Source organism: Microaerobacter geothermalis (assembly GCF_021608135.1).
GTDB lineage: Bacteria > Bacillota > Bacilli > DSM-22679 > DSM-22679 > Microaerobacter > Microaerobacter geothermalis.
The window spans coordinates 1-20,376 of record NZ_JAKIHL010000044.1 but is presented as its reverse complement, the minus strand read 5'-3'; the positions used below and the strand labels follow the sequence as shown (position 1 = coordinate 20,376).

Below are 20,376 nucleotides of genomic sequence, written 5' to 3'. Positions count from 1 at the left end.
TGGAATGAGTAAGCGACAAGGGATGGATGCTATTAGTGCGAAACTGAAAAACTTATCGAACTTCATTTGCCATACGCTCGATCTCATGAGAAGGATAAATATTGACCCCTGTTTTATTCGTGTTCGCACTTGCAGCCATTGCTAAGGCTACTTTGTTTGCTTCAATCGCTCTATATGGACGTAAGGGTCCAACCAAGATTACATTTAGCAAATGACTAACCATTCCCATCAATTTTTCGCCCAAGCGAAACTCTTTTCGGTCCCCTAACAACAGAGAGGGGCGGAAAATATGAAGAGAACGAAGTTTTAGCATTCTAAGAGTCTCTTCCACTTCTCCTTTAACGCGATTATAGAAAATAGGAGATTTCGGGTTTGAGCCCATTGCGGTAACGATTAGAAATTTATCAACGTGGAATTGTTTCGATAACTTAGCTGCCTCAACAGGATAAACATAGTCCACTTTTCGGAAAGCCTCTTTGCTCTTTGCCGTTTTTATCGTGGTACCCAAACAGCAGAATACATCCGTTACATGAAATAAATGGGAATATTCATCTAAATGATCAAAATCAATAACATGTTCTTCACATGTTGAATGATTTACTCCTATAGATCGACGTACCAGCAGGTGAATCTTTTCATATTTGTTTTGTTGAATCAATATTTTTACCAATTCGCTTCCGATCAGACCAGTAGCTCCTAACACGAGAGCTGTTTTTTTGCTCATATTTACCATCCCATCTTTATTATTCTTAAAATACCCCCACTATCGGAAGTGAGGGATTGAGATCAACGATTGCAAACTTTTTTGATGGATTTTTAATTGACAAAAAACTATTTGATATAACCTACTTTCTTAAACCAATCAATCGTTATTTTAATCGTTTCTTCTAAAGTCAATGCATTATTGAAATGTAACTCGTTACGTGCTTTTTCGCCATTTAAAAATTGACCAAGCGCCATAATCGCGACAGCCGTTGAGCTTATTTTTGGCGGAGTACCGCCCATGGTTCGATATTTGAGTTCTCGCGTTTTTGTCGCAAATGAAGCAAGAGACAGAGGTATTTGCCTTTGCGGAGGCTGTACATTTGCGATATCAGCTATTTTGTGCACTAAGTCACTCATCGTAATGTTTGTCCCGGTAAATAAATATCTTTCTCCAATCTTTCCCTTTTCACAGGCCAGAACCAGACCATGACCTGCATCCCCTGCATAAATGACATTCCGTTTCCCTTCAATATAAGCAGGTAAATCTCCATTTACAATATCCAAAATCAATCTGCCAGTTGAAGGACCATAGTCATATTCTCCAAAACACATGGATGGAATACCAATCACAATCGGCAATTTGTCAGAAGCTCTTTCTCTAGCCATTCGATCCAGCTCATATTTCACTTGTAAATAGGGATTTTTCTTTTGGGGAGTTGTAGGATAAATAAGTTCTTCAGTCCCTGGTTCGCCCGAGGGATTTTTGGGCAGAGCAATGGCGGCTCCAAGGTAAACAATTCTGTGCAGCGTCACTTTTTCACATGCTGATAAAAAAGTCTCCATTTGATTTGTTGCACGCCGAACATCCTCATACCAAGGCAAAGGTTCTGTTGGATAATAGGCCGCACAGTGAATGACTGCATCAACGTTGGACAATGCTTTTATCAGGCTTGATTCATCATATAGATCGGCAACCATTGATGTAAATGTAAGATGATCTAACACATCTAGGTTAGATGTTTCTCGATGAATGACTACTAATTCGTGGCCTCTTTCCATCACTGCCTTAGCTGTATGATGTCCAATCATTCCTGTTGCACCGATCACTCCAATTTTCATTTAGAAAACCTCCGTTTTTATTTCGGTTTGGTAAACTGGCTGGTAAATTTGACAATTCCCTCCCGTGTGAAAATGCGTGCCAGTCGGGCTGACCAGTTTAGATCTTTAGAGTGAGAAAACTGATTCAGACGTAAATCAGCCGGAATCCTCAAGTTCACAATGCGTTTCTACTGTACGGACCAGTTCCTTGAGTAAAGCAACAGCTTCTTCCAAAGCAAGGGAGTAGTAGCGCAGCGTCCCTTTTTGTTCTATGGTTACCAGCTTGACGTCACGCAGTACCTTTAGGTGGTGAGAAATTGCCGGGCGGGAAAGATTGGATTTCTCCGCAATTTCATTCACGCTTAATTGTTTGGTTTCAGCCAATAATAAAATGATATCCTGCCGGGCAGGGTCGCTTAATGCGTGAAATAGCGGTATACAAGAGCGAAATGTATCAATGGCTTGTTGACCCATAGAGGGTTCTCCTCCTCTCTATTTCCGGTCCTGTACTTGGTGAACGAGCTGCGTTACTGTTTTGCGCGGCAAGAAACGCACAAGAAATGCGAGAAGTCGGTTTTTCATGCCAGGGATGACAATTGATTTACCTTGCATAAAACCTTGATAACCAATTTGAGCCACTTCTTGTACATTCATGACTCCACTCTGAAACAGTTTTGATTCGCCCAAGTTCGCGCGCTGACTGAAACCGGTTTTCGTGGGTCCAGGACATAGAGCAGTAACCTTGACTCCCGTACCCTTTAACTCATTTTCCAGTGCTTCGGTAAAGGAAAGGACATAAGCTTTCGTGGCGTAATACACTGCCATGAGTGGTCCTGGTTGAAACGCAGCGGTCGATGCCACGTTTAAGACACCTCCTTGTTGACGCTGAACCATCCCGGGCAGAAAAAATTTGGTCAATAGTGTTAATGCCTTCATATTGACGTCGATCATACTAATTTCTTCATTCACATCCGTTTTAATAAATTCACCATAAAGACCATGGCCAGCATTGTTGATTAAGAAATCAATTTGGATGTTTTCTTGTTTCAGTTCATCGTAGATTTGCTGTGGTGTAGAAGGGTCCTTCAGATCTTTACCCATCACCTTGATATTAATAGGATAACGGCTCGTCAGCTCTTTAGCCAACTGTCGTAATTGATCTTCTTTTCTGGCGACAAGTACAAGGTCTTGTCCATCCTTGGCAAAAAGATTCGCAAGTTCTTTTCCAATCCCACTTGACGCCCCGGTAATCAATGCAGTTTTGCTCATGATATCACTTCCTTTTCAAAACCCCACAGATCTAATAATTAGTGGTAGGGTTAGTTTATATGTTCAAACGCTTAAACAGATAATAATAAATTATGATAATCATGTCAAGGATTCAGTGAATGTACTTCCGGCACTGTTGAATCTTTCGGTTAATCGATCATACTCGTATATGAATATGATCTAACCAATATTGGATTATTATTCCTTTCACTATTGGGACAATAAGGATATTAAAACGAATGAGGATGATTTAAGATGTTGAAAAAAGTTAAAATCATTGATCCTAATGAACCAACTACAACAAAAGTGGTGTTGTCATGAAACGATTACAATCCAATAATGAGTTCACCACAAAATTCAATCTGGGTAAAAAATGGAGGACATTATGGAATATAACTACGCAAGTGAAACGTATTGTTATAACTGAACAATACGGTGAAGTTTTAACTTGGGAGCGCGTTCATTAAGGATGGAGAGTCATCCGGTATTGGACGTTTTATAGGAATTGATGAGAACAGAATTGCTGTGCAACTGTGGTTTATTGAAGCGGAAATCAAAATAGAAAATGGACAAGGGTATTCTGTACTAATGGATACTGAAAGTGAAGTTATTACAATTTTGAAGAAAGATGATGAATTTCTATACTTTTCCCAGGAAAGCGCAGAAAGTGACATAAAATAACATAACTTTGCTATGAAGTGTCGAGCAATGCCTTTCTTTTGTAATAGCTTGGATCCAAAGTATCGCTTTCAACCGAACCCAGTTCCCTTTATTGTTTCAACAAGAGGGGCGTTTAGGTAAGAGCGAAGGATATCGCGAAATATGGATCGATACGTTGTTTGGGGAGATTTCGTACCGTCTGCGGTTGTATCGCAACCAGCGGGATTGATTTTATGCACTGGATGAGATGGTAGGCATACACGAAAAACAAACGTTAAGCCCCACGCTGATCAAAGTGGCAGCCTACATGGCAACCCAGAATTCCTATCGGGAAAGCGCACGAATGATGGGATAAGTGGGACTAAGCATTAGTCATCAACGGATTCATCAAGCGTACAAATGGTGGGGGAAGCGATTACGAAACGAAAGGAAACCGCACAAAAGGAAGAAGGGAGACGGGCAGCTGAGATTGTGGTGGTGGAATCGGATGGCGTGTATATATCTTTGCAGGAAAAAGACCGGGTCAATTTGCTGGTGTTTGGCTTTGGGGAACAGCAGATGGTAGATACCATCGAATCCCTGATAGAAGCTGATGACCAAGAGGGATTCAAGGTATTGTTGGCGGAGAAGAAAAAGGGGAGAAAAGAAAAGGAAAAGGAGATCATCAAGTTAGAAAAATGATTTTACGGAACTGGGAAAGCCTGAAGGATTATCGGATGAGAACCGATAAGCTTCCGGAGCTGGCTCGCGGGATCGGCAACATTGAAAATAGCAACGATAACCTGGTAGCGGACCGGATGAAAAAAAGAGGGATGAGTTGGAGAATAAAGGGAACGCACAATCTGGTGCAAGTGAAGGCAACGGTACGTAATGGGGAAGGGGATGAAGTTGTAAAGAGGGTCCGTAGCAACAGCGAAAAAACGGAAAACCGAGATCAAGGTGATTAACCCAAGGGAGAAACGCCGAGGCAGACCGACCAAAGGCAAGCGGCCTCAAGAAAGCAACGGAGCATGGTGTTTAGGCGCATATGCCGGGACTAGAAAGCAGGGAGCAAGTGATATGGGCAACCTAATAGTGGGAATAAAAAGCAGTTAAAAAAATAAATATTTAAACAAGGGTTGAACCAATGAAATATGGACAGTAACGTGGTCAACTTTTTTTAAAGCGTTTTTTGGCATAATAATCGCTTGGTTAAACAGGTGATAAAGAAAAAGGAGGAATCAAAAATTATGAAAGCAGCACGAATTGTAGAGCATAAAAAACCGCTTGAGGTAACAAATGTATTAGACCCGACCCCTGGTCCCCATGATGTCATTATTCGGATTGAAGCATGCGGCGTTTGCCGCAGTGACTGGCATGCCTGGATGGGGGACTGGAGCTGGATTGGGTTGAGCCCTGAACTGCCAATCATTCCTGGGCATGAATTTGGCGGTGTCGTGGAGGAGGTAGGCAGTGCCATCCAACGCTTCCGCCCTGGTGATCGTGTCACCGTACCCTTCCATGAAGGGTGCTCCCATTGTTCTTATTGTTTGAGCGGGGTTTCCAATCTATGTGAAAATCTGAAAATCTTCGGCTTCAGCTATGATGGAGCTTATGCTCAATATGTCCTTGTGCCTAATGCTGACTTTAACCTAATCCGTTTACCAGATGAAGTTGATTCCGTGACGGCAGCGGCGATCGGATGCCGTTATATGACGGGTTACCACGGAGTCTTGAGGGGCAATGTACAGCCTGGGCAGTGGGTAGCGATTCATGGCGCAGGTGGAGTGGGTCTATCTGCGGTGCAAGTGGCCAATGCTATCGGCGCTCAAGTCATAGCGGTTGATGTCGATGACGCGAAGCTGGAAAAAGCGATGAAAGAAGGGGCCGTTGCCGTGGTCAATGCACGTAAGAATAATGCCCCTGAAGCTATTCGAGAGATTACCAAAGGAGGAACTCATGTTTCGATTGATGCGTTAGGGATTAGGGAGACGGTACTTAACTCTGTCCTCTCGCTTCGCAAGGGAGGTCGGCATGTGCAGATTGGTTTAACAACCCATGAAGAGGGTGGTATGGTTGCACTGCCAATTGATGCGATTACGGCTATGGAGTTGGAGGTTGTGGGTAGTCTGGGAAATCCTCATTCCCAGTATGACGGACTACTTGCACTCGTGGCTCAGGGAAAACTGAATCCCAAGTCACTCGTTTCTGAACAGGTTTCACTCAACGATGTAAACCGTGTCCTTGACAATATGACCAACTTCAAAACACTTGGTTTCAGTGTTATTACCCAATTTTAAATCGAATCAGGTACAGTTGAATATAGGGTTGACTCCGCAACTGATAAAACATTTCCCCATGACCGAATTCTCAAAAATGGTGCCAAACTTAAGTAATAACTCAACTTTCGGTGCGACCAAGCCTAGGTTGTGAAGTTTAGCAGGTGGAAATCCTGCTTGGTAAGACTCTAGCCAAGTCACCAATAGCGAGTCTTGGGCGTGTGGGAGTAATCGCAGACGCTAAGCGTAGACAGTCAGATAGTAGGCCTGAAAGTGATTGAGCTTCGAAAAGAGTAAAACGGGAAGGTTGACGGTGTCGAAAGTCCGGAAAACAACATCTTGTCCAGCGTAAATGGCGAGTTGGGCAGGACTTCCCCGGAGTCGAAGAGCCAGGCATGCTATACAATGACTTCACAGTAACTTGGGAGACTCTGTTCGCTCTTCTTAACAAGGAGTACGACAAACAACCGACCACAAGGGAGAATGTCAAATGGCGGGCAGGGAGTCGCATCACTGCATAGTACCGATGAAGTCGAGTAATGTCGATGAAGGGAAGGCGGTGACATATCATCGATCTTGATAGGGACACATTTTCCACACACTGGGGTGGGCAAAAGATGCAAACAAAACTAGCAAGAATAGCAGAGATTGCAAAAGAAAAGCCAAATGAACAATTCACATCGCTGTACCACTTTCTGAATGAGGAACTGCTGATGCAGTGTCACAGGGAACTTGACGGCAATAAAGCAACAGGAGTAGACCGGGTTACCAAGGCAGCATATGAGGAAAATTTAGAAGAAAACATCAGGACTCTGGTAGATCGGCTAAAGAAGAAAAGTTATCGGCCACAACCCGTAAGAAGGACATATATTCCGAAGGACGAGAAGAGTGTAAGACCGCTCGGAATACCCGCTTACGAGGATAAAATTGTGCAACTGGGGCTGAACAAGATCTTACAGGCCATCTACGAACAGGACTTTCTAGACTTTTCCTACGGTTTCCGCCCCAGCAGAAGTTGTCATGACGCGATGAAAGCTCTAAATCGTATCATAGAATACGGAAAGACTAGCTATGTCGTTGATGCCGACATTCGCAGTTTTTTCACGAATGTCGATCACGAATGGCTTATGAAATTCCTGAGATTGAGAATAGCAGACCCAAATATCCTAAGACTGATAAACGCTTCCTTAAAGCGGGAGTGATGGAAAACGGGACATGGGAACTGACATTATCGGGAACCCCGCAAGGATCTATCATATCACCAATACTAGCCAACATTTACTTACACTATGCCTTAGACCTATGGTTTAAGGTAGCGGTAAAAAAGGCGTGTCGCGGTGAAGCAAACATGATTAGATATGCAGACGATTGTGCGCCACGAAAGCGCAGTGCGTAAGCACTACGGCTATGCTGTACAGAAGATGAGGGTAGGCCCCTCGGAGCCGCTGTGCAGGCGGAGGCTTCAAACCACCTTAAGCTGCTATGCTCAAAAGCCGTGGTAGTGAGCGTTAAGGAAAAGGCAGGGCAAGACCCTGTCAGGTAAGTGTTACGGAGACGAATACCCGTGAACCGCTGAGAAAGTGTCGAAAGCGTAGGGACGTCATCAAAACCAGGGGGGAGTCGTTAACCTGGGATAAGTCTGGGAGGAACCTGCTTACAGACCAGACGGTGGCCGGCATGAAGGCGGCGTGAACGTAACATAGGCTTCTGTACGGAACGTGGGAACCTACGACTCCGATGCGAATGGAAAAATCCAAGTGGAAACCCCGCAAGGATGAAAGTACAAATGCGGAGTATAGGGGCGGAACAGCTTGTAGTAGTGATGAAGCTTTTCGAAAGAAAAGAGGAGCGAAGGAGCTGTATTATCCTGTTTTTGAAAATGAGTCAACCACAAAGTGGGAGGAACAAATGGACAAAACAAAGCCGTTCAAGATTTCAAAACAAATGGTATGGGAAGCATACAAGCGAGTAAAAGCAAACAAAGGAGCGCCTGGAATCGATGAAGAATCGATTCTGGAGTTCGAAGAGAACTTGAAAGACAACCTTTATAAGATCGGAATCGTATGTCCTCGGGTAGTTACTTTCCACCTCCAGTCAAAGCGGTAGAAATACCGAAGAAGGGGTTTCACAATCGGAAATTTCCGGTGCGAAACAAAGGGGGAAGCGAAATCTATGTTTTCTGCCACATTCCAAGCAAGAAGGCCATGAAGAAGATGAGACAGCAGGTCAAGGATTACCTTGCCCCAAGGAACAAATTGTATGTAGACATACAAGATCTGGTTAAGGGGTTGAACCGCAAGATATACGGATGGAAGAACTACTATTCCATCTCCCCGATAGGCGCGAAATGGCTCAACCGTATTGACTGGTACATCCTTGAACGTCTCACGCTTTTCTGGAACAAGAAAAAGAATAAGCGACACAAACATGCACGTATGGGCGAAGTGAGGAAGATCACAAAGCATACACTGGCAAAATTAACCACGTAAGCACGGACTGTAATGCCAAAGGAAGAAGAACATCGGAAAGCCGTATGAGGGAAAACTTCACGTACGGTTTGATGAGGGGGAACTGAAAGAATTAAGGCGACCTTGCGGTCGCCAGAAAATTTCAGTTCTCTACTCTATTGTCTAAAAACCAGATATTGTCTTTTGCTTCCTTTTCCTTGTACTCGCCTCCATTCCTAAGTCAACAGTGAATTAGAACAAAGCTTATTCCGTGTGGGTGTAAATGTTTAGTCTATTATCCCGGATAAAGCCGATAATGGTGATTCCCAGTTCCTCAGCTAGTTGTAAAGAAAGTGTGGTAGGAGCTGATTTAGATAAAACGACCCCGACGCCAATTTTGGCCGCTTTTAACAAAATCTCTGATGAAATGCGCCCGCTGAATACAAGAATCTTATCCTCAGTGGCAATTCCCATTTTCAGACAATGGCCGAATATTTTGTCCAAAGCATTATGCCTGCCAATATCCGAGTATCTGACGACAATCTGTTCAGGCGTACAGAGGGCCGCATTGTGAACACCACCTGTGATTTGGTGAAGAGTTGAAGATTTTTGTAGATAATCCATCAAACGGAAACAGTCGCTTGGTGTGATATTGGTGGATGATTGTACCGGTTTAGCTGTGCGGGCATCGTTAAAAAAATAAAAGGATTGACGGCTTTTTCCGCAGCAGGACGTGATACGTCTTTTGGAGAAAAATTGTTGATTCAGTTGAAACGGACGGTTAAGATCGACATAGGCAATCCCGTGATTGGGATTAATCATGATATCCTTAATCTCTTGATAAGATCGGATTGCTCCTTCTGAGGCAAGAAACCCAATGATCAGTTCTTCCAAATCAGAGGGAGTACACACCAAAGTAGCAAATTCTTGGTCATTGAGAAAGATCGTCAGGGGATATTCGGTAACAATTTCGTCTTCTTCAAAATAAAATTGATGTTCATTATATTTGATCATTAATTTGTTTCTGGTAATGGGCAGATTTGTCATCTTAACTTATCCCTCTTTATTGGTTAATTTCATCAAATAGCGGGGGCAAACGTTTCGGCAAAAATGAAAACTCTTTTATAAATATTATAAAAGTTATTGACGGGTAGGAGATATTTGTTATAATGAATACTAGCAAAAAAATTCGATATTTTCAAATAAATTTGCTGTCTTTGATAATCTATCGTATGATAATTAATACCAACATCTAGCCTGTTATTTTAGTGGCGATTCCCTTCTGCTTTCCCATTTAACGTCACAATAGACTTACTTTTAGGGTGGAAAGGTTTAGAACGAAATGAGGGTTACATCGTGATCGAAGAAAAAGTAAAATGGCGAGTGGAAGAGGTTTCCAAGATAGTCAGTGCTCTTCGCAAGAAAACGTGTGGTAAAGAACCGGATCGGATTGAAACGAAACTCATAGAAAATATGGCGGTTGTTTCCATGACAGGTGTACTTACCCCTGTTGAAAAATTTATTTGCCAGACTGAACAAGGGAAAAGGACGGTACGTGATGCCCGTACGGAACTGATTAAACGGCAATATCAAGAAGAGCATCCTGTTCATTTGGAAGAAGTGGTTGGTGCCAATTTTGTTGAATTGTTTACTGATATTAATATTGAAAAAGATTGGGCACTAACTGTCTTTGTTTTTGATCGTCCTATTGACGGCAAGTGAGGCAGTTAATAAATAGATGGAGCGATAATCATGGATATACTGAGGAAAAAGGAAGCAGAACTGGCCAATGTGATTCGCCACTTTCGTAAACAGTATGTCGGGAAAGGACCGGAACGAATTAAAGTTACGATCTTTGGAAACATGATTCTCGTTTACACAGAGGGTAATTTGACTCCTGTAGAGAAGTTCATTAGTAAGAAAGAAACTGGTAAACAGGCTGTAGTTGAAGCTAGATCAGAAATGGTGAAAGAACTGTACAGAAAGCATTTTCCCGGTGAAATAGAAGAAATTGTCCGGGCTCAGTTTATCGATTTGTTTATTGATATTAATATCCAACGTGATACGTCCATGACTGTTTTTATTTTTGACCGAATGTTGGTATCCGGCCTGTAGAAAGAAATAAATTGTAAGTAGTTGGTACTAGGTAGTGACCCTGCTGTAGGCTAACCACTGTGGATACGTCTTGCGAAGTCAAGGCTGTGTTCGTAGTGGTTTTTTGTTTTATATTTACAAGGGAGGGGGGAGATAAGAGAAGGAGGAAGGAATGGTTCCTGTAATGAAGTAACTTTGAGTTTTGAAAGGGAGAAGCGCAAACTTGCAATGTGGATAAAGGTGAATGGCCGAGTTTATTAGAAAACAGATATCGTATTTGGTATCGAGCCTACTGGACACGATTTGTTCTAGTTAGCGGCGTTTTTGAATGAGAATATGGCTTTAGGATTGTTATCGTCAATTCACACCACGAAAAGTACGAGAAGTATGAAAAGTAGAGAAAAGAGATTAGAGACAACTCCCAGACCAAGAGTAACATTACTTTAGTGGGAGTGGGAGGTAGATAAAATAAGCTTCATGAGAATGGGCTTGTTTCGGTTAAAATATTAAAAAAATTCAAAAGGGGATGGAAAGATGGAAAAGATAAAAAATCGTTGGTTAATTGCTGCTGCTGCTGTAGGGATTCATATCTCTATCGGTTCCGTGTATGCATGGAGCGTTTTTACGAAGCCGCTGATGAACCAATTCGGTTGGGGGTTGAAACAAGTTTCCCTCGCTTTCAGTATCGCTATTTTATTTCTTGGATTATCCGCCGCATTTTTAGGACACTTTGTAGAAAGGCACGGTCCGCGTAAGTCCGGAACACTGGCAGCCATATTCTTCGGATTAGGTATAGTCGGTTCAGGTCTCGCCGTAAAGTTGGGTTCACTCTATTTACTGTATTTGTTTTATGGAGTTATGGGAGGAATTGGTCTCGGGGTTGGTTATATTACCCCCGTTTCTTCACTTGTTAAATGGTTCCCTGACAGACGGGGACTCGCAACGGGCCTTGCCATCATGGGTTTTGGCTTTGCTGCACTGATCAGCAGTCCCATCATGGCTCGGCTAATCGAATCTGTTGGAATTGCCAATACGTTTTTTATACTTGGCATCGCCTACTTTGTTCTTATGTTCGCATCATCTCAATACCTAGCTCCGCCGCCGCATGGATGGATGCCAGCCGGATTTAAAGCACAAGTTGATTCTGGCAAAAAGAAAATCAAACAGGATCTGTCGCAATTATCAGCCAATCAAGCCGTAAAAACGCGCCGATTTTGGTTTCTCTGGTTAATGTTGTTCATTAACGTTACTAGTGGCATCGCTGTCATTTCCGTTGCCTCGCCAATGGCGCAAGAAATCGCCGGCATGGATAAGCTTGCCGCAGCGACGATGGTCGGGTTAATGGGTTTGTTTAATGGCGCGGGTCGTATCGGGTGGGCTTCCTTTTCCGATTACATAGGAAGGCCTAATACGTATACTGCATTCTTTGCTATTCAAATTATCGCCTTTTTCTTGCTGCCTATGACAACCAATGCTTTCTTGTTCCAAATTATTATTTTCTTGATTTTAACTTGTTACGGCGGTGGATTCGCATCCATCCCTGCTTATATCGGGGACCTTTTCGGAACGAAAGAACTTGGAGCGATCCATGGTTATATTTTGACCGCTTGGGCGGCTGCAGGACTGGCGGGTCCGATATTTGCCTCATGGATTCGGGAAACAACCAACAGCTACAGCGGGACATTAACCATTTTTGCAGGTCTGTTTGTCGTCGCATTTATCGTTTCTTTGCTTATCCGTATCGACATCAAACAACTGCGCAATCTCAAAACGCAAATGGGAATAGATTTGGCAGGGTAATAATGTTATGACCTATTCTTGCTATACCAATTATCGCAATTATCGTACATTTCCTTGAATTTAGAAGCAATTTAGTGTATATTAGGAACTGACAATAATATGTGCACTATAAAGAAAAGTAGTTGGTACTAGGTAGTGAACTGCTGTAGGCTAACCACCGTGGATTCGTCTTGATATCAAGGCAAGTTTCATGGTGGTATTTTTTTATAATTCGATCAGTGGGGGTAGAAATGAGATGCAAACAAATTATGGTGTAATAACAGATTTATATGAAGTACAGACGATTTGTAGCTTTTGCGGTACTGGCTGTGGGTTGAACGTGCAAGTTGTTAACGGCAAGATTGAATCTGTTCGAGGTGACAAAAATAATCCGAGTAACCATGGCGAGACATGTATCAAAGGTTCGATGGGATGGGGATATGTTTACAGCAGTAAAAGATTGACACAACCTTTGATTCGCAAGAACGGCCAATTCGTATCCGCTTCATGGGACGAGGCTTTAGATTTGGTTTCCAAGCGTTTTAACGAAATTAAACAGGATTACGGGCCCGATGCTTTTGGCTGTTTCAGTTCGTCACGTTCAACTAACGAACTTAACTACTTGGCGGCTAAATTCATGAGGACAGTCCTGGAAACAAATAACATCGATAGCTGTAATCGTACTTGACACGCACCCAGTGTCACCGGTCTGGTGACAGTTTTTGGAATGGGAGCGGCAACCACATCTTATGAAGAATTGGAAAATACCGATTTAATCATTGCTTGGGGTAGCAACACTCAGGAATGTCACCCTATTATCTTTAACCATATGCGCCGGGGAATTAAAAATGGAGCTAAAATGATCGTTATCGATCCCAGACAGATTGATCAGACGAAACTAGCCTATAAATGGTTACCGGTTCGCGTAGGTACGGATATTGCCCTCGCGAATGGCATGGCTCATGTCATCATCGATGAAGGATTATACCATCATGAGTTTGTGAAACGGGCTACCGAGCATTTTGAGGCGTATCGGGAACAGGTGAAACGGTATACCCCTGAATTTGTAGAGAAAATTACGGGAGTGTCAGCTAACGATATCCGGGAAGTGGCCCGGATGTATGCCAAGGCTGATAAAGCAATCATAAACTGGACGTTGGGGATTACGGAACACCATAATGGTACGGAAAATGTATTTTCCATTATTAATCTGGCCCTTCTTACCGGACATATTGGAAAGTATGGTTCAGGTTTGAACCCTTTGCGTGGGCAAAACAATGTGCAAGGTGGAGGGGACATGGGGGCTTTGCCCAACCGTTTAACAGGAGGATGGAATTACGACGACTCGGAAGGGCGTGCTTTGTTCCAACAGGTTTGGGGAAAACCGATACCGAAAAAAGTCGGGAAACATCAAACTGCCATGCTGGAGGCAATGGCCAGAAAAGAAATCAAAGCCCTATATGTGATAGGTGAAAATCCGATTCAATCGGATGCTGATTCCAATCATGTAAAAAGACTGTTTAGAGATCTGGAATTCTTGGTTGTACAAGATATTTTTCTTACACAAACAGCGCAGTTTGCTGATGTTGTGCTACCTGCTGCCGGTTGGGCTGAGACGGAGGGAACGTTTACCAACAGCGAAAGGAGGATACAGCGGGTACGGGCTGCGATTCAACCTCCCGGTGATGCAAGGCAAGATCACTGGATTGTCCAGGATCTCGCTAACCGTATGGGAGCGGGATGGAATTATCAATCGGAAAAAGAGATTTGGGATGAGATTAGGCTAGTTGCTCCTAATTTTTCTGGAATTACCTACGAAAAAATGGAGCGGGAAGGCGGAATCCAGTGGCCTTGCCGAAATGAGAATGAGCCTGGAACCAAATTCTTGCATGAACGATTGTGGAAGGAGGATGTTGGAAAACGGGCTCCTTTCCATCCGGTTGAATATCAGCCTCCCGCTGAACAACCGGATGAAGAATATCCGTTTCAATTAACGACAGGGCGTCGATTGGCCTTCTACAATACAGGTGTTCAAACACAAAATTATAAGAATGTAAAAGACGCGGAAGATTTTCTGGAAATCTGTGCAGAGGATGCAGAAAAATTAGGAATTGGGAATGGAGAAGTGGTAAGAGTAAGCTCGAGGCGGGGTGCAGTTTCCGTAAAAGCGAAGATTAGCAAGAAGTTATCCCCGGGGCTCGTTTTTATGACCTTCCATTTTCCGGATTTAGCCCCCACAAACGTATTAACCATTCAGGCAACAGATCCGCTAGCAGGGACGGCTGAATTTAAGTCATGTGCTGTAAAAATTGAAAAGATAAAATAAGAGGGGGACGATTCCCCCTTTTATTTGTTAATTAAACACCATTTTGTAAAAGGTGTCAATTATTACTCACCAACGATACTGCTCGCTTTCGTCTCAAAGATCAACGGGAGGTCAGTATCGATACGTTGTTTGATACCGTGCGGTTCAAACGGAGGTTGTGCCTGGAACGCAAGACAGGGAAGCATGTTTTTTTGCTGCTGGATCGGATGCTGCAGTATGAGGGGCGGGACAAACTCATTGAGCAAGCCGAACTACAGCTCCTTCGAAAGAGGAGAGACGTCCTGTGCAGGTATTGTTCGTGGACGTGGACGGACTGTACACGAAACTTCAACGGGAGCGACGCCGCGGGATGGAGAATCGCATTGCAGTCGTGCAAGGGGGATGGAAAAACGTCGGGGGCCGGATACGGCTGAAGGCAAACCGGCATTATTTACATACTGGTGACGGCGATTTTTGGGAAGGAATTGGCGATTTTTTAGTACAACACTACGCTATGGATGAACAGACGTGGCTGGTGGTGAATGGAGACGGAGCGGAATGGATTGGGGAATGTACTTCGTACTTTACCCGTTATATCTATGTCAAAATGTTCCGTCGTCAGTAATTTTCACGATCCGCCAGTGGTTACGGGAAGTGAAACGACAATCGAAAGGATGTATCGATGGGACGATCCGTTTGTTGCTGGGTCCAATGCAAAGCAGTCCGACAGGGAGAGCCTTGAAAGGATTGATACGAGGAAATTAAAGAAAAACCAAGCATCGCAAATGACAGGATGATAAACGTAAGCGCCACCAAGTGAGAGAGGGTCAATACTTTTTCGAGTTGTTTATGCGACGAAATATATTAAATTGACACTTGAATCGTCCTAAAATATAATTCACTTATAACATCAGTTGTTACAGCAACCATTGAGGTGATTCTTTTGAAATTATTTATACGTGATTTATATAAAAAATAGCTCCTTTTAATATTGCTCCTGAGCAAAATTTGATTGTGATGCTTCTCTGGTAAAAAGATGGTCTTAATCAGAATGAAATTGCGGAAAAATTAAATAAAGGTAAAACGAATATGCCCGTATGGTTTTTCGTCTTGACCAAAAGGGGTTTATTCGACGGGTTAGTGGTGAACAAGACCGGCGCTCTTTAAGGGTGTACCATACTGATGAACGTAAAGAGAATTGCATACTTATATCGATTACTTAAGCCAAGCAGGGAAAACATTCCGTTAAACGCAAGAAGGTCCCATTGGCTTGTTTCAAGATAAATCAGTTTCCTGATAAGGCTGAGCAGATTATTGGTGAAGGAAGTTAAAGAGCGGCAACCATAATGAACAAACTTTAATTTATTTGTAACCACATTCAAATATAAGGAGTTGTTTAATATGTATGATATCGCCATCATCGGTGCTGGTCCTGCTGGGGCAAGTGCGGCTTTGTTTACTGCAAAGGCAGGAAAGAAAACATTGCTCATTGACAATGATAAAGGGATGACAAGAAGGGCTTGGTTTGAGAACTTTTACGGAATCATGGAAATTGGCGGTCCTGAAATGGTTGAATTAGGAGAAAAGCAAGCTCAAAAATTCGGGGCAGAGCTTGTTAGGGATAAAGCTGTTGATATTCAAAAAAAAGGCGATGCTTTTCAGATTCAAACGGAAAATGGTCAATATGAAGCAAAATATGTTATTCTCGCTACGGGAGCAATTACAGATGTAGCAGAAAAAATCGGTATTCGTACAAAACCCGGAACAGAACCAAGAATAAAAACAGTATTAGATGTGGATATCAATGGGAAAACGAATATCGATGGAATTTGGGCTGCTGGAACTTGTGCGGGTGTTAGTGTACATGCCATTATAACCGCAGGTGATGGGGCAAAAGTGGCAATTAATGTGATTAGTGAAATCAATGGAGAAAGATACGTAGATCACGATGTGCTAAAAGCTTAATAAGTTTTAAAACGGGGTTCAAATGGTTTGTTTTTTCGCCACTTTGACCCCTTTTTTAGTCCTAGGTTCTTCCACGATCCAGCCCGTTAATGAAATAAAAATTGATTTTTGCAGTTCGCGTACGGCTAAGAATAAACTCGTATGATATATTTACCGACCGAAAATCAACCAATTTCCAGTTGGTATTTTCGTTCTTTGAAAACTTCATAATTTAATTTTATGATGTATGAGTTTTTTTTGGAATAGGGTCTTGGACATTTCGTGATGTTCGCGGACAATGGTCTTAGGGTCATTTGGGGAAATTCGTCTCATTCCGGTAGCCCGACTACGTATAAAGTCTGTTTCCTCAACACTCATTTGAACTTCTTACCCGCTGGCTGTTCCCTTCGGCAACCCATGCACGAAGATAGCAGCTTTGAGGCAGCTCATGGATCGAAGGAAGTTCTCATACGTGAGGGTGATGATCGGAACAATACAGTCTGGATGAGATCGGATCCATGGAACTGGCATATAATTCCAATTACCTGAAAGAGAAGGGAAAGAACCGTTTCCTTGATCCGGAGAAGGTCAAACGCCGTCTGTCTTATTATACCTCGAAGGATGGAGAAGAAATGAAAATTATTGATTCCCATATTCATTTGGATTCCTATGAAGAAGAAATACGGACACAAATTCTAGATGACTTAGAAGAGAATCATATTTCCGCATTAATTGCGGTTTCGACGGATTTCGAGTCATCAAAAAAGAATTTATTATTACACCATCAATATGCGAATGTATATCCTGCATTTGGTTATCATCCCGAACAATCCTTACCTTCGGAGGAAAAGCTTGCAGCCTTCCTAGCGTGGATTAGAAAACATAAACGAGACTTGGTTGCAGTTGGTGAGGTAGGGTTGCCGTACTTTTTACGAAGGAAAAAAGAAAATACCGATTTTTCCTTTGAAGCCTATATAGATGTATTAGAAAAGTTCATTCTATTAGCCAAAGAACTAGACAAGCCGATCATTTTGCATGCGATTTACGATGATGCTCCAATTGCCTGTGACTTGCTTGAAAAACATGGAGTTCAGAAAGCGCATTTTCACTGGTTTAAAGGAGATCCAGAAACTATTTCACGAATGATTAAAAATGGGTATGTTATTTCTGTAACACCAGATATTTTATATGAACCAGAAACCCAAGTAATAGCGAAGCAATATCCTTTGGAGCAACTACTCGTGGAAACAGATGGTCCATGGCCATTTAAAGGTCCATTTAATGGTGAACACACTCATCCTAAAATGATTCATTATTCACTAAAGAAAATTGTTGCGCTAAAAGGCGTTCCAACGAAGGACGTATACCGTATTATTTTTGAAAACACGAAGAAGTTTTACAGATTAGAAATATGAACAGAATTGTGCATCATCACAAGCGTTTGGATAATTTGAAAAGAACGATTTTGATACTATGGGCCAATGAACGGCCTTTTTTTATGTTTACGAATCTATCTACCTCTATGAGTTCAAAAGAGCTAAATAATTTGTTGTTCGGCAGCCTTCGCCTGTTTGTGATAAGATGACAGCTGTCCGCTTTAAATTATATTCTCCGCTCTTTAAAGCAGCAACTAATTGACCAATTGTAATTATTGCCGGATAGCAAGCATCAATATTTACGTATCGTAAACCTTCCTCCACATCGTCACCGTGAAGGAAGTTTTTTACAATAACAAGTGCATACACTCTAAAAAGTTTTAGAGTGCATCTCAAAAATGCTAAAAGCTGAGATCGACGGAGAAAGTATCGCAAATTGTTAATACAACGTATTGATACTAACCTCCCGTTGATCTTTAACACTCTACCAAGAAGAAGGGCCTTTTTTATATCTGGCATTCATAATTTGGAAGACATTCTTGTGTGGCTGCACTTTCGAAGAACGAATGAGGTACTTACACAAAAGGGATAGGCGAGTCTTTTTGTTTGAGGCTATATATTTACCGTTTGACATATATTGATTTAAATAATACGCCAACGGATCGTTAAGACTATTTTTGACTATCAATATTAAAGATAACTTTGATGTTGTTCGTAATGGGTTTTCCAAATGCAATCAAGAATGTGCCTGGTGTTTCCCGCTCAATGTATAACTATCAGAAAAATTATGTGAGGAACGACCTTTGCCCGATTACCCTATTTTAAAAAGTGAGAAGAAAATCCCAAGAGTGAACAACGATTTTGGAAACGGAGAATTTAATGGACTAAATCACTGCTAGTGCCGAAGAGCCAGTAAACTTTTTAAAGGGCATCGTTATATTGATGCCCTTGATTTTGTTTTTACAGTGCACTTCCTCCAAAGATAAATCGGCTTTCCCAATGCTTCCCTTCAATGGTATCTATACGGACGCCGCCTGATTCCTGGGAATAGGTGTGAAGAACTTTCCCATCTCCTAAGTAGATCCCATTGTGGGTAATTCTTTGAGTTGAGGGGTCGATACCTTTATAATCGGAAGGCTTGTACCCTCTGTATGACATGAAAAACATGATATCACCCGGTTTCAGCTTTCTCCAGTCGGTTGTATAGTTTCCTTTTTGCTTTACGTAAGCTGCTTGGGTTCTTGAATTGGTTGGAAGCACAATTCCTGCCCCATCTTTAAAGGCTTGTCTGACAAAATCGGAGCAGTCAAATGTTGAGGTATCTGAACGGCTTGAACCATACTCATAAGGAGTTCCGAGATATTTCATCCCAGCATTTATGATATTTTGACGGATCTGTGAAAAATTCTTTGAATCAAAAGGCTGGTTTCCCGGAGTGTTATTTTGATCATTTGGCTTATTGTTCGGCGTCTTGCTTGGCACATTGATTGGCGTTTCAGGTTGGTGGTTGATCACTCTTCTTGCACCCAAATAATATTTCTGAGCGATACTGGAATCCAGATTTAAAACCTTTATTTTTTTATAAGGTTTATAGGCGATGATGAATTTTCGATCTCCCAAATAAATGCCGCTAGCGAGAAGATTTTTTGGGCTTGTCCCGAAAAATAGAATATCTCCGGCCTGAAGCTCATTCTGATTTTGTATCAACACCCCTTCCTGCCTTAGACCATATATGCTGCTTGACAGGTTTATCCCTTCTTTTTTATAAACATATGACACAAAATCGGCAGAGTTATAATTTGTAATCTGGTATCCAATGTATTTATTTGCTATGTTTACAATGTCCTGTCTCTCAGTTTGTGCGGAAACCGCTGATGAAAAGCCTGTTAGGCCGCTTAGGGCAATACTTCCTGCTATAAGAAGATTTAGCAATTTACTCTTTTTCATACAAACATTCCTTTCTCTATAGATTTTATTAAGAAATTATTAATAAAACTATCGGTTGGTAAAAATCATAACATGTATTGATAGAGATCTTTTGGGCCAAATTTTGGCAGGTTTAATAACTTCCATCTCGTGCATGATATGGTTAAAGAGGTGATCGTCATGATTAAATTTAAAGCTAATTATCTATGGTGGTTAGTGCCAATCGCGGTATTCTACACCGTGATCTATTTGGTGTATCAATTTATTTTTTAAATAATCCATGTGAACATAAAAGTGGATAACAATGTCAAGCGTCAGTGAAAATGTCATATTAAAACGTCAGTGATTCTGTCACTTTTTTAGATGTTCTTCATCCCTTGAGGGATGCTAGCTTGTATCGCTCATTTCATCAAGGGTAAAGGCAAAGCCCTCGCTGTCGCTCGCCCTTGATTTCATTCACGATACAAGCTATTAGGGCCATTAAGGGATGAAGGATGACCTATCTGTTGTAACAG

Annotated in this window: 21 protein-coding genes and 3 pseudogenes; 17 read left to right on the top strand and 7 right to left on the bottom strand. The window is 42.1% G+C overall.

The window, feature by feature from the left end:
- Positions 1-52 precede the first annotated feature (52 nt).
- The 4 genes from L1765_RS13805 to L1765_RS13790 form a co-directional block, all read right to left on the bottom strand.
- Positions 53-724 carry an NAD-dependent epimerase/dehydratase family protein gene (locus L1765_RS13805; RefSeq protein WP_236408073.1) on the bottom strand — a complete coding sequence of 224 codons (672 nt, stop codon included), beginning with the start codon at positions 722-724 and terminating at the stop codon, positions 53-55.
- A 107-nt stretch (positions 725-831) separates the two neighbouring features.
- Positions 832-1,824, bottom strand: coding sequence for an NAD-dependent epimerase/dehydratase family protein (locus tag L1765_RS13800; protein ID WP_236408072.1), 993 nt, complete (start codon positions 1,822-1,824; stop codon positions 832-834).
- A gap of 135 nt (positions 1,825-1,959) precedes the next feature.
- Positions 1,960-2,277 (bottom strand): ArsR/SmtB family transcription factor, encoded by a 318-nt coding sequence (locus L1765_RS13795; RefSeq protein WP_236408071.1) that lies wholly within the window; start codon positions 2,275-2,277, stop codon positions 1,960-1,962.
- A gap of 18 nt (positions 2,278-2,295) precedes the next feature.
- Entirely contained in the window at positions 2,296-3,075 is a 780-nt protein-coding gene (locus L1765_RS13790; protein ID WP_407942273.1) for an SDR family NAD(P)-dependent oxidoreductase, read from the bottom strand.
- Between the two features lie 522 nt (positions 3,076-3,597).
- Here L1765_RS13790 and L1765_RS13785 point away from each other — a divergent pair.
- The 8 genes from L1765_RS13785 (at position 3,598) to L1765_RS13755 (ending at position 8,479) form a co-directional block, all read left to right on the top strand.
- Positions 3,598-3,753, top strand: a complete 156-nt coding sequence (locus L1765_RS13785) for a hypothetical protein (protein WP_236408069.1) — start codon at positions 3,598-3,600, stop codon at positions 3,751-3,753.
- A gap of 378 nt (positions 3,754-4,131) precedes the next feature.
- Positions 4,132-4,413, top strand: a complete 282-nt coding sequence (locus L1765_RS13780; RefSeq protein WP_236408068.1) for a hypothetical protein — start codon at positions 4,132-4,134, stop codon at positions 4,411-4,413.
- A complete protein-coding gene (locus L1765_RS13775) occupies positions 4,410-4,679 on the top strand; it encodes a UPF0236 family transposase-like protein (RefSeq protein ID WP_236408067.1) in 270 nt (89 codons plus the stop codon). The genes L1765_RS13780 and L1765_RS13775 overlap by 4 nt, the downstream gene beginning before the upstream one ends.
- Before the next feature lie 282 nt (positions 4,680-4,961).
- Positions 4,962-6,011: a zinc-dependent alcohol dehydrogenase family protein gene (locus L1765_RS13770; RefSeq protein WP_236408066.1), complete on the top strand. Its 1,050-nt coding sequence runs from the start codon at positions 4,962-4,964 to the stop codon at positions 6,009-6,011.
- A gap of 596 nt (positions 6,012-6,607) precedes the next feature.
- Positions 6,608-7,192: a reverse transcriptase domain-containing protein gene (locus L1765_RS15995; RefSeq protein WP_268928929.1), complete on the top strand. Its 585-nt coding sequence runs from the start codon at positions 6,608-6,610 to the stop codon at positions 7,190-7,192.
- Positions 7,111-7,386: a reverse transcriptase domain-containing protein gene (locus tag L1765_RS15990; protein WP_329610042.1), complete on the top strand. Its 276-nt coding sequence runs from the start codon at positions 7,111-7,113 to the stop codon at positions 7,384-7,386. The genes L1765_RS15995 and L1765_RS15990 overlap by 82 nt, the downstream gene beginning before the upstream one ends.
- A gap of 347 nt (positions 7,387-7,733) precedes the next feature.
- On the top strand, positions 7,734-8,096 hold the full coding sequence (locus L1765_RS16230) for a hypothetical protein (protein ID WP_236408065.1): 363 nt from the start codon (positions 7,734-7,736) through the stop codon (positions 8,094-8,096).
- Between the two features lie 38 nt (positions 8,097-8,134).
- Positions 8,135-8,479 carry a group II intron maturase-specific domain-containing protein gene (locus tag L1765_RS13755; protein WP_236408064.1) on the top strand — a complete coding sequence of 115 codons (345 nt, stop codon included), beginning with the start codon at positions 8,135-8,137 and terminating at the stop codon, positions 8,477-8,479.
- Positions 8,480-8,701: 222 nt separating this feature from the next.
- Here L1765_RS13755 and fdhD read toward each other — a convergent pair whose 3' ends face one another.
- Positions 8,702-9,484, bottom strand: a complete 783-nt coding sequence (fdhD, locus tag L1765_RS13750) for a formate dehydrogenase accessory sulfurtransferase FdhD (RefSeq protein ID WP_236408063.1) — start codon at positions 9,482-9,484, stop codon at positions 8,702-8,704.
- A 309-nt stretch (positions 9,485-9,793) separates the two neighbouring features.
- Here fdhD and L1765_RS13745 point away from each other — a divergent pair, with 309 nt between their 5' ends.
- From L1765_RS13745 to L1765_RS13705, 9 genes and pseudogenes are all read left to right on the top strand, one after another.
- Positions 9,794-10,159, top strand: a complete 366-nt coding sequence (locus tag L1765_RS13745) for a DUF2294 domain-containing protein (RefSeq protein ID WP_236408062.1) — start codon at positions 9,794-9,796, stop codon at positions 10,157-10,159.
- Positions 10,160-10,189: 30 nt separating this feature from the next.
- Positions 10,190-10,552: a DUF2294 domain-containing protein gene (locus L1765_RS13740; protein ID WP_329610041.1), complete on the top strand. Its 363-nt coding sequence runs from the start codon at positions 10,190-10,192 to the stop codon at positions 10,550-10,552.
- 513 nt (positions 10,553-11,065) lie between these two features.
- On the top strand, positions 11,066-12,331 hold the full coding sequence (locus L1765_RS13735) for an L-lactate MFS transporter (protein WP_236408061.1): 1,266 nt from the start codon (positions 11,066-11,068) through the stop codon (positions 12,329-12,331).
- A gap of 190 nt (positions 12,332-12,521) precedes the next feature.
- Positions 12,522-14,636, top strand: a complete 2,115-nt coding sequence (fdhF, locus tag L1765_RS13730; protein ID WP_329610040.1) for a formate dehydrogenase subunit alpha — start codon at positions 12,522-12,524, stop codon at positions 14,634-14,636.
- A gap of 56 nt (positions 14,637-14,692) precedes the next feature.
- Positions 14,693-15,219: pseudogene (locus tag L1765_RS13725) on the top strand (UPF0236 family transposase-like protein); the annotation flags it as partial.
- The gene (locus L1765_RS13720; RefSeq protein WP_236408059.1) at positions 15,215-15,412 is read left to right on the top strand and encodes a hypothetical protein; all 198 of its coding nucleotides are present in this window, start codon (positions 15,215-15,217) and stop codon (positions 15,410-15,412) included. The pseudogene L1765_RS13725 and the gene L1765_RS13720, both read left to right, overlap by 5 nt.
- 401 nt (positions 15,413-15,813) lie before the next feature.
- Positions 15,814-15,909 (top strand): annotated as a pseudogene (locus tag L1765_RS16225) (FMN-dependent NADH-azoreductase); the annotation flags it as partial.
- Positions 15,910-16,016: 107 nt separating this feature from the next.
- The gene (locus L1765_RS13710; RefSeq protein ID WP_236408057.1) at positions 16,017-16,580 is read left to right on the top strand and encodes an FAD-dependent oxidoreductase; all 564 of its coding nucleotides are present in this window, start codon (positions 16,017-16,019) and stop codon (positions 16,578-16,580) included.
- 497 nt (positions 16,581-17,077) lie between these two features.
- Positions 17,078-17,974 (top strand): TatD family hydrolase, encoded by an 897-nt coding sequence (locus L1765_RS13705; protein WP_236408056.1) that lies wholly within the window; start codon positions 17,078-17,080, stop codon positions 17,972-17,974.
- A gap of 114 nt (positions 17,975-18,088) precedes the next feature.
- Here L1765_RS13705 and L1765_RS16220 read toward each other — a convergent pair.
- Both L1765_RS16220 and L1765_RS13700 read right to left on the bottom strand, forming a co-directional pair.
- A pseudogene (locus tag L1765_RS16220) lies at positions 18,089-18,259 on the bottom strand (hypothetical protein); the annotation flags it as partial.
- 636 nt (positions 18,260-18,895) lie between these two features.
- Positions 18,896-19,882 carry a C40 family peptidase gene (locus L1765_RS13700; protein ID WP_236408055.1) on the bottom strand — a complete coding sequence of 329 codons (987 nt, stop codon included), beginning with the start codon at positions 19,880-19,882 and terminating at the stop codon, positions 18,896-18,898.
- Between the last annotated feature and the right edge of the window lie 494 nt (positions 19,883-20,376).

Bases quoted from the DNA above. Each gene is read 5' to 3' on its own strand.
- L1765_RS15990 (WP_329610042.1), top strand. From the start codon at position 7,111: ATGGCTTATGAAATTCCTGAGATTGAGAATAGCAGACCCAAATATCCT.
- L1765_RS13795 (WP_236408071.1), bottom strand. From the start codon at position 2,277: ATGGGTCAACAAGCCATTGATACATTTCGCTCTTGTATACCGCTATTT.
- L1765_RS15995 (WP_268928929.1), top strand. From the start codon at position 6,608: ATGCAAACAAAACTAGCAAGAATAGCAGAGATTGCAAAAGAAAAGCCA.
- L1765_RS13740 (WP_329610041.1), top strand. From the start codon at position 10,190: ATGGATATACTGAGGAAAAAGGAAGCAGAACTGGCCAATGTGATTCGC.
- L1765_RS13705 (WP_236408056.1), top strand. From the start codon at position 17,078: ATGGAACTGGCATATAATTCCAATTACCTGAAAGAGAAGGGAAAGAAC.
- L1765_RS13775 (WP_236408067.1), top strand. From the start codon at position 4,410: ATGATTTTACGGAACTGGGAAAGCCTGAAGGATTATCGGATGAGAACC.
- L1765_RS13800 (WP_236408072.1), bottom strand. From the start codon at position 1,824: ATGAAAATTGGAGTGATCGGTGCAACAGGAATGATTGGACATCATACA.
- L1765_RS13735 (WP_236408061.1), top strand. From the start codon at position 11,066: ATGGAAAAGATAAAAAATCGTTGGTTAATTGCTGCTGCTGCTGTAGGG.
- fdhD (WP_236408063.1), bottom strand. From the start codon at position 9,484: ATGACAAATCTGCCCATTACCAGAAACAAATTAATGATCAAATATAAT.
- L1765_RS13805 (WP_236408073.1), bottom strand. From the start codon at position 724: ATGAGCAAAAAAACAGCTCTCGTGTTAGGAGCTACTGGTCTGATCGGA.
- L1765_RS13710 (WP_236408057.1), top strand. From the start codon at position 16,017: ATGTATGATATCGCCATCATCGGTGCTGGTCCTGCTGGGGCAAGTGCG.
- L1765_RS13700 (WP_236408055.1), bottom strand. From the start codon at position 19,882: ATGAAAAAGAGTAAATTGCTAAATCTTCTTATAGCAGGAAGTATTGCC.
- L1765_RS13720 (WP_236408059.1), top strand. From the start codon at position 15,215: ATGTCAAAATGTTCCGTCGTCAGTAATTTTCACGATCCGCCAGTGGTT.
- L1765_RS13780 (WP_236408068.1), top strand. From the start codon at position 4,132: ATGGTGGGGGAAGCGATTACGAAACGAAAGGAAACCGCACAAAAGGAA.
- L1765_RS16230 (WP_236408065.1), top strand. From the start codon at position 7,734: ATGGAAAAATCCAAGTGGAAACCCCGCAAGGATGAAAGTACAAATGCG.
- L1765_RS13770 (WP_236408066.1), top strand. From the start codon at position 4,962: ATGAAAGCAGCACGAATTGTAGAGCATAAAAAACCGCTTGAGGTAACA.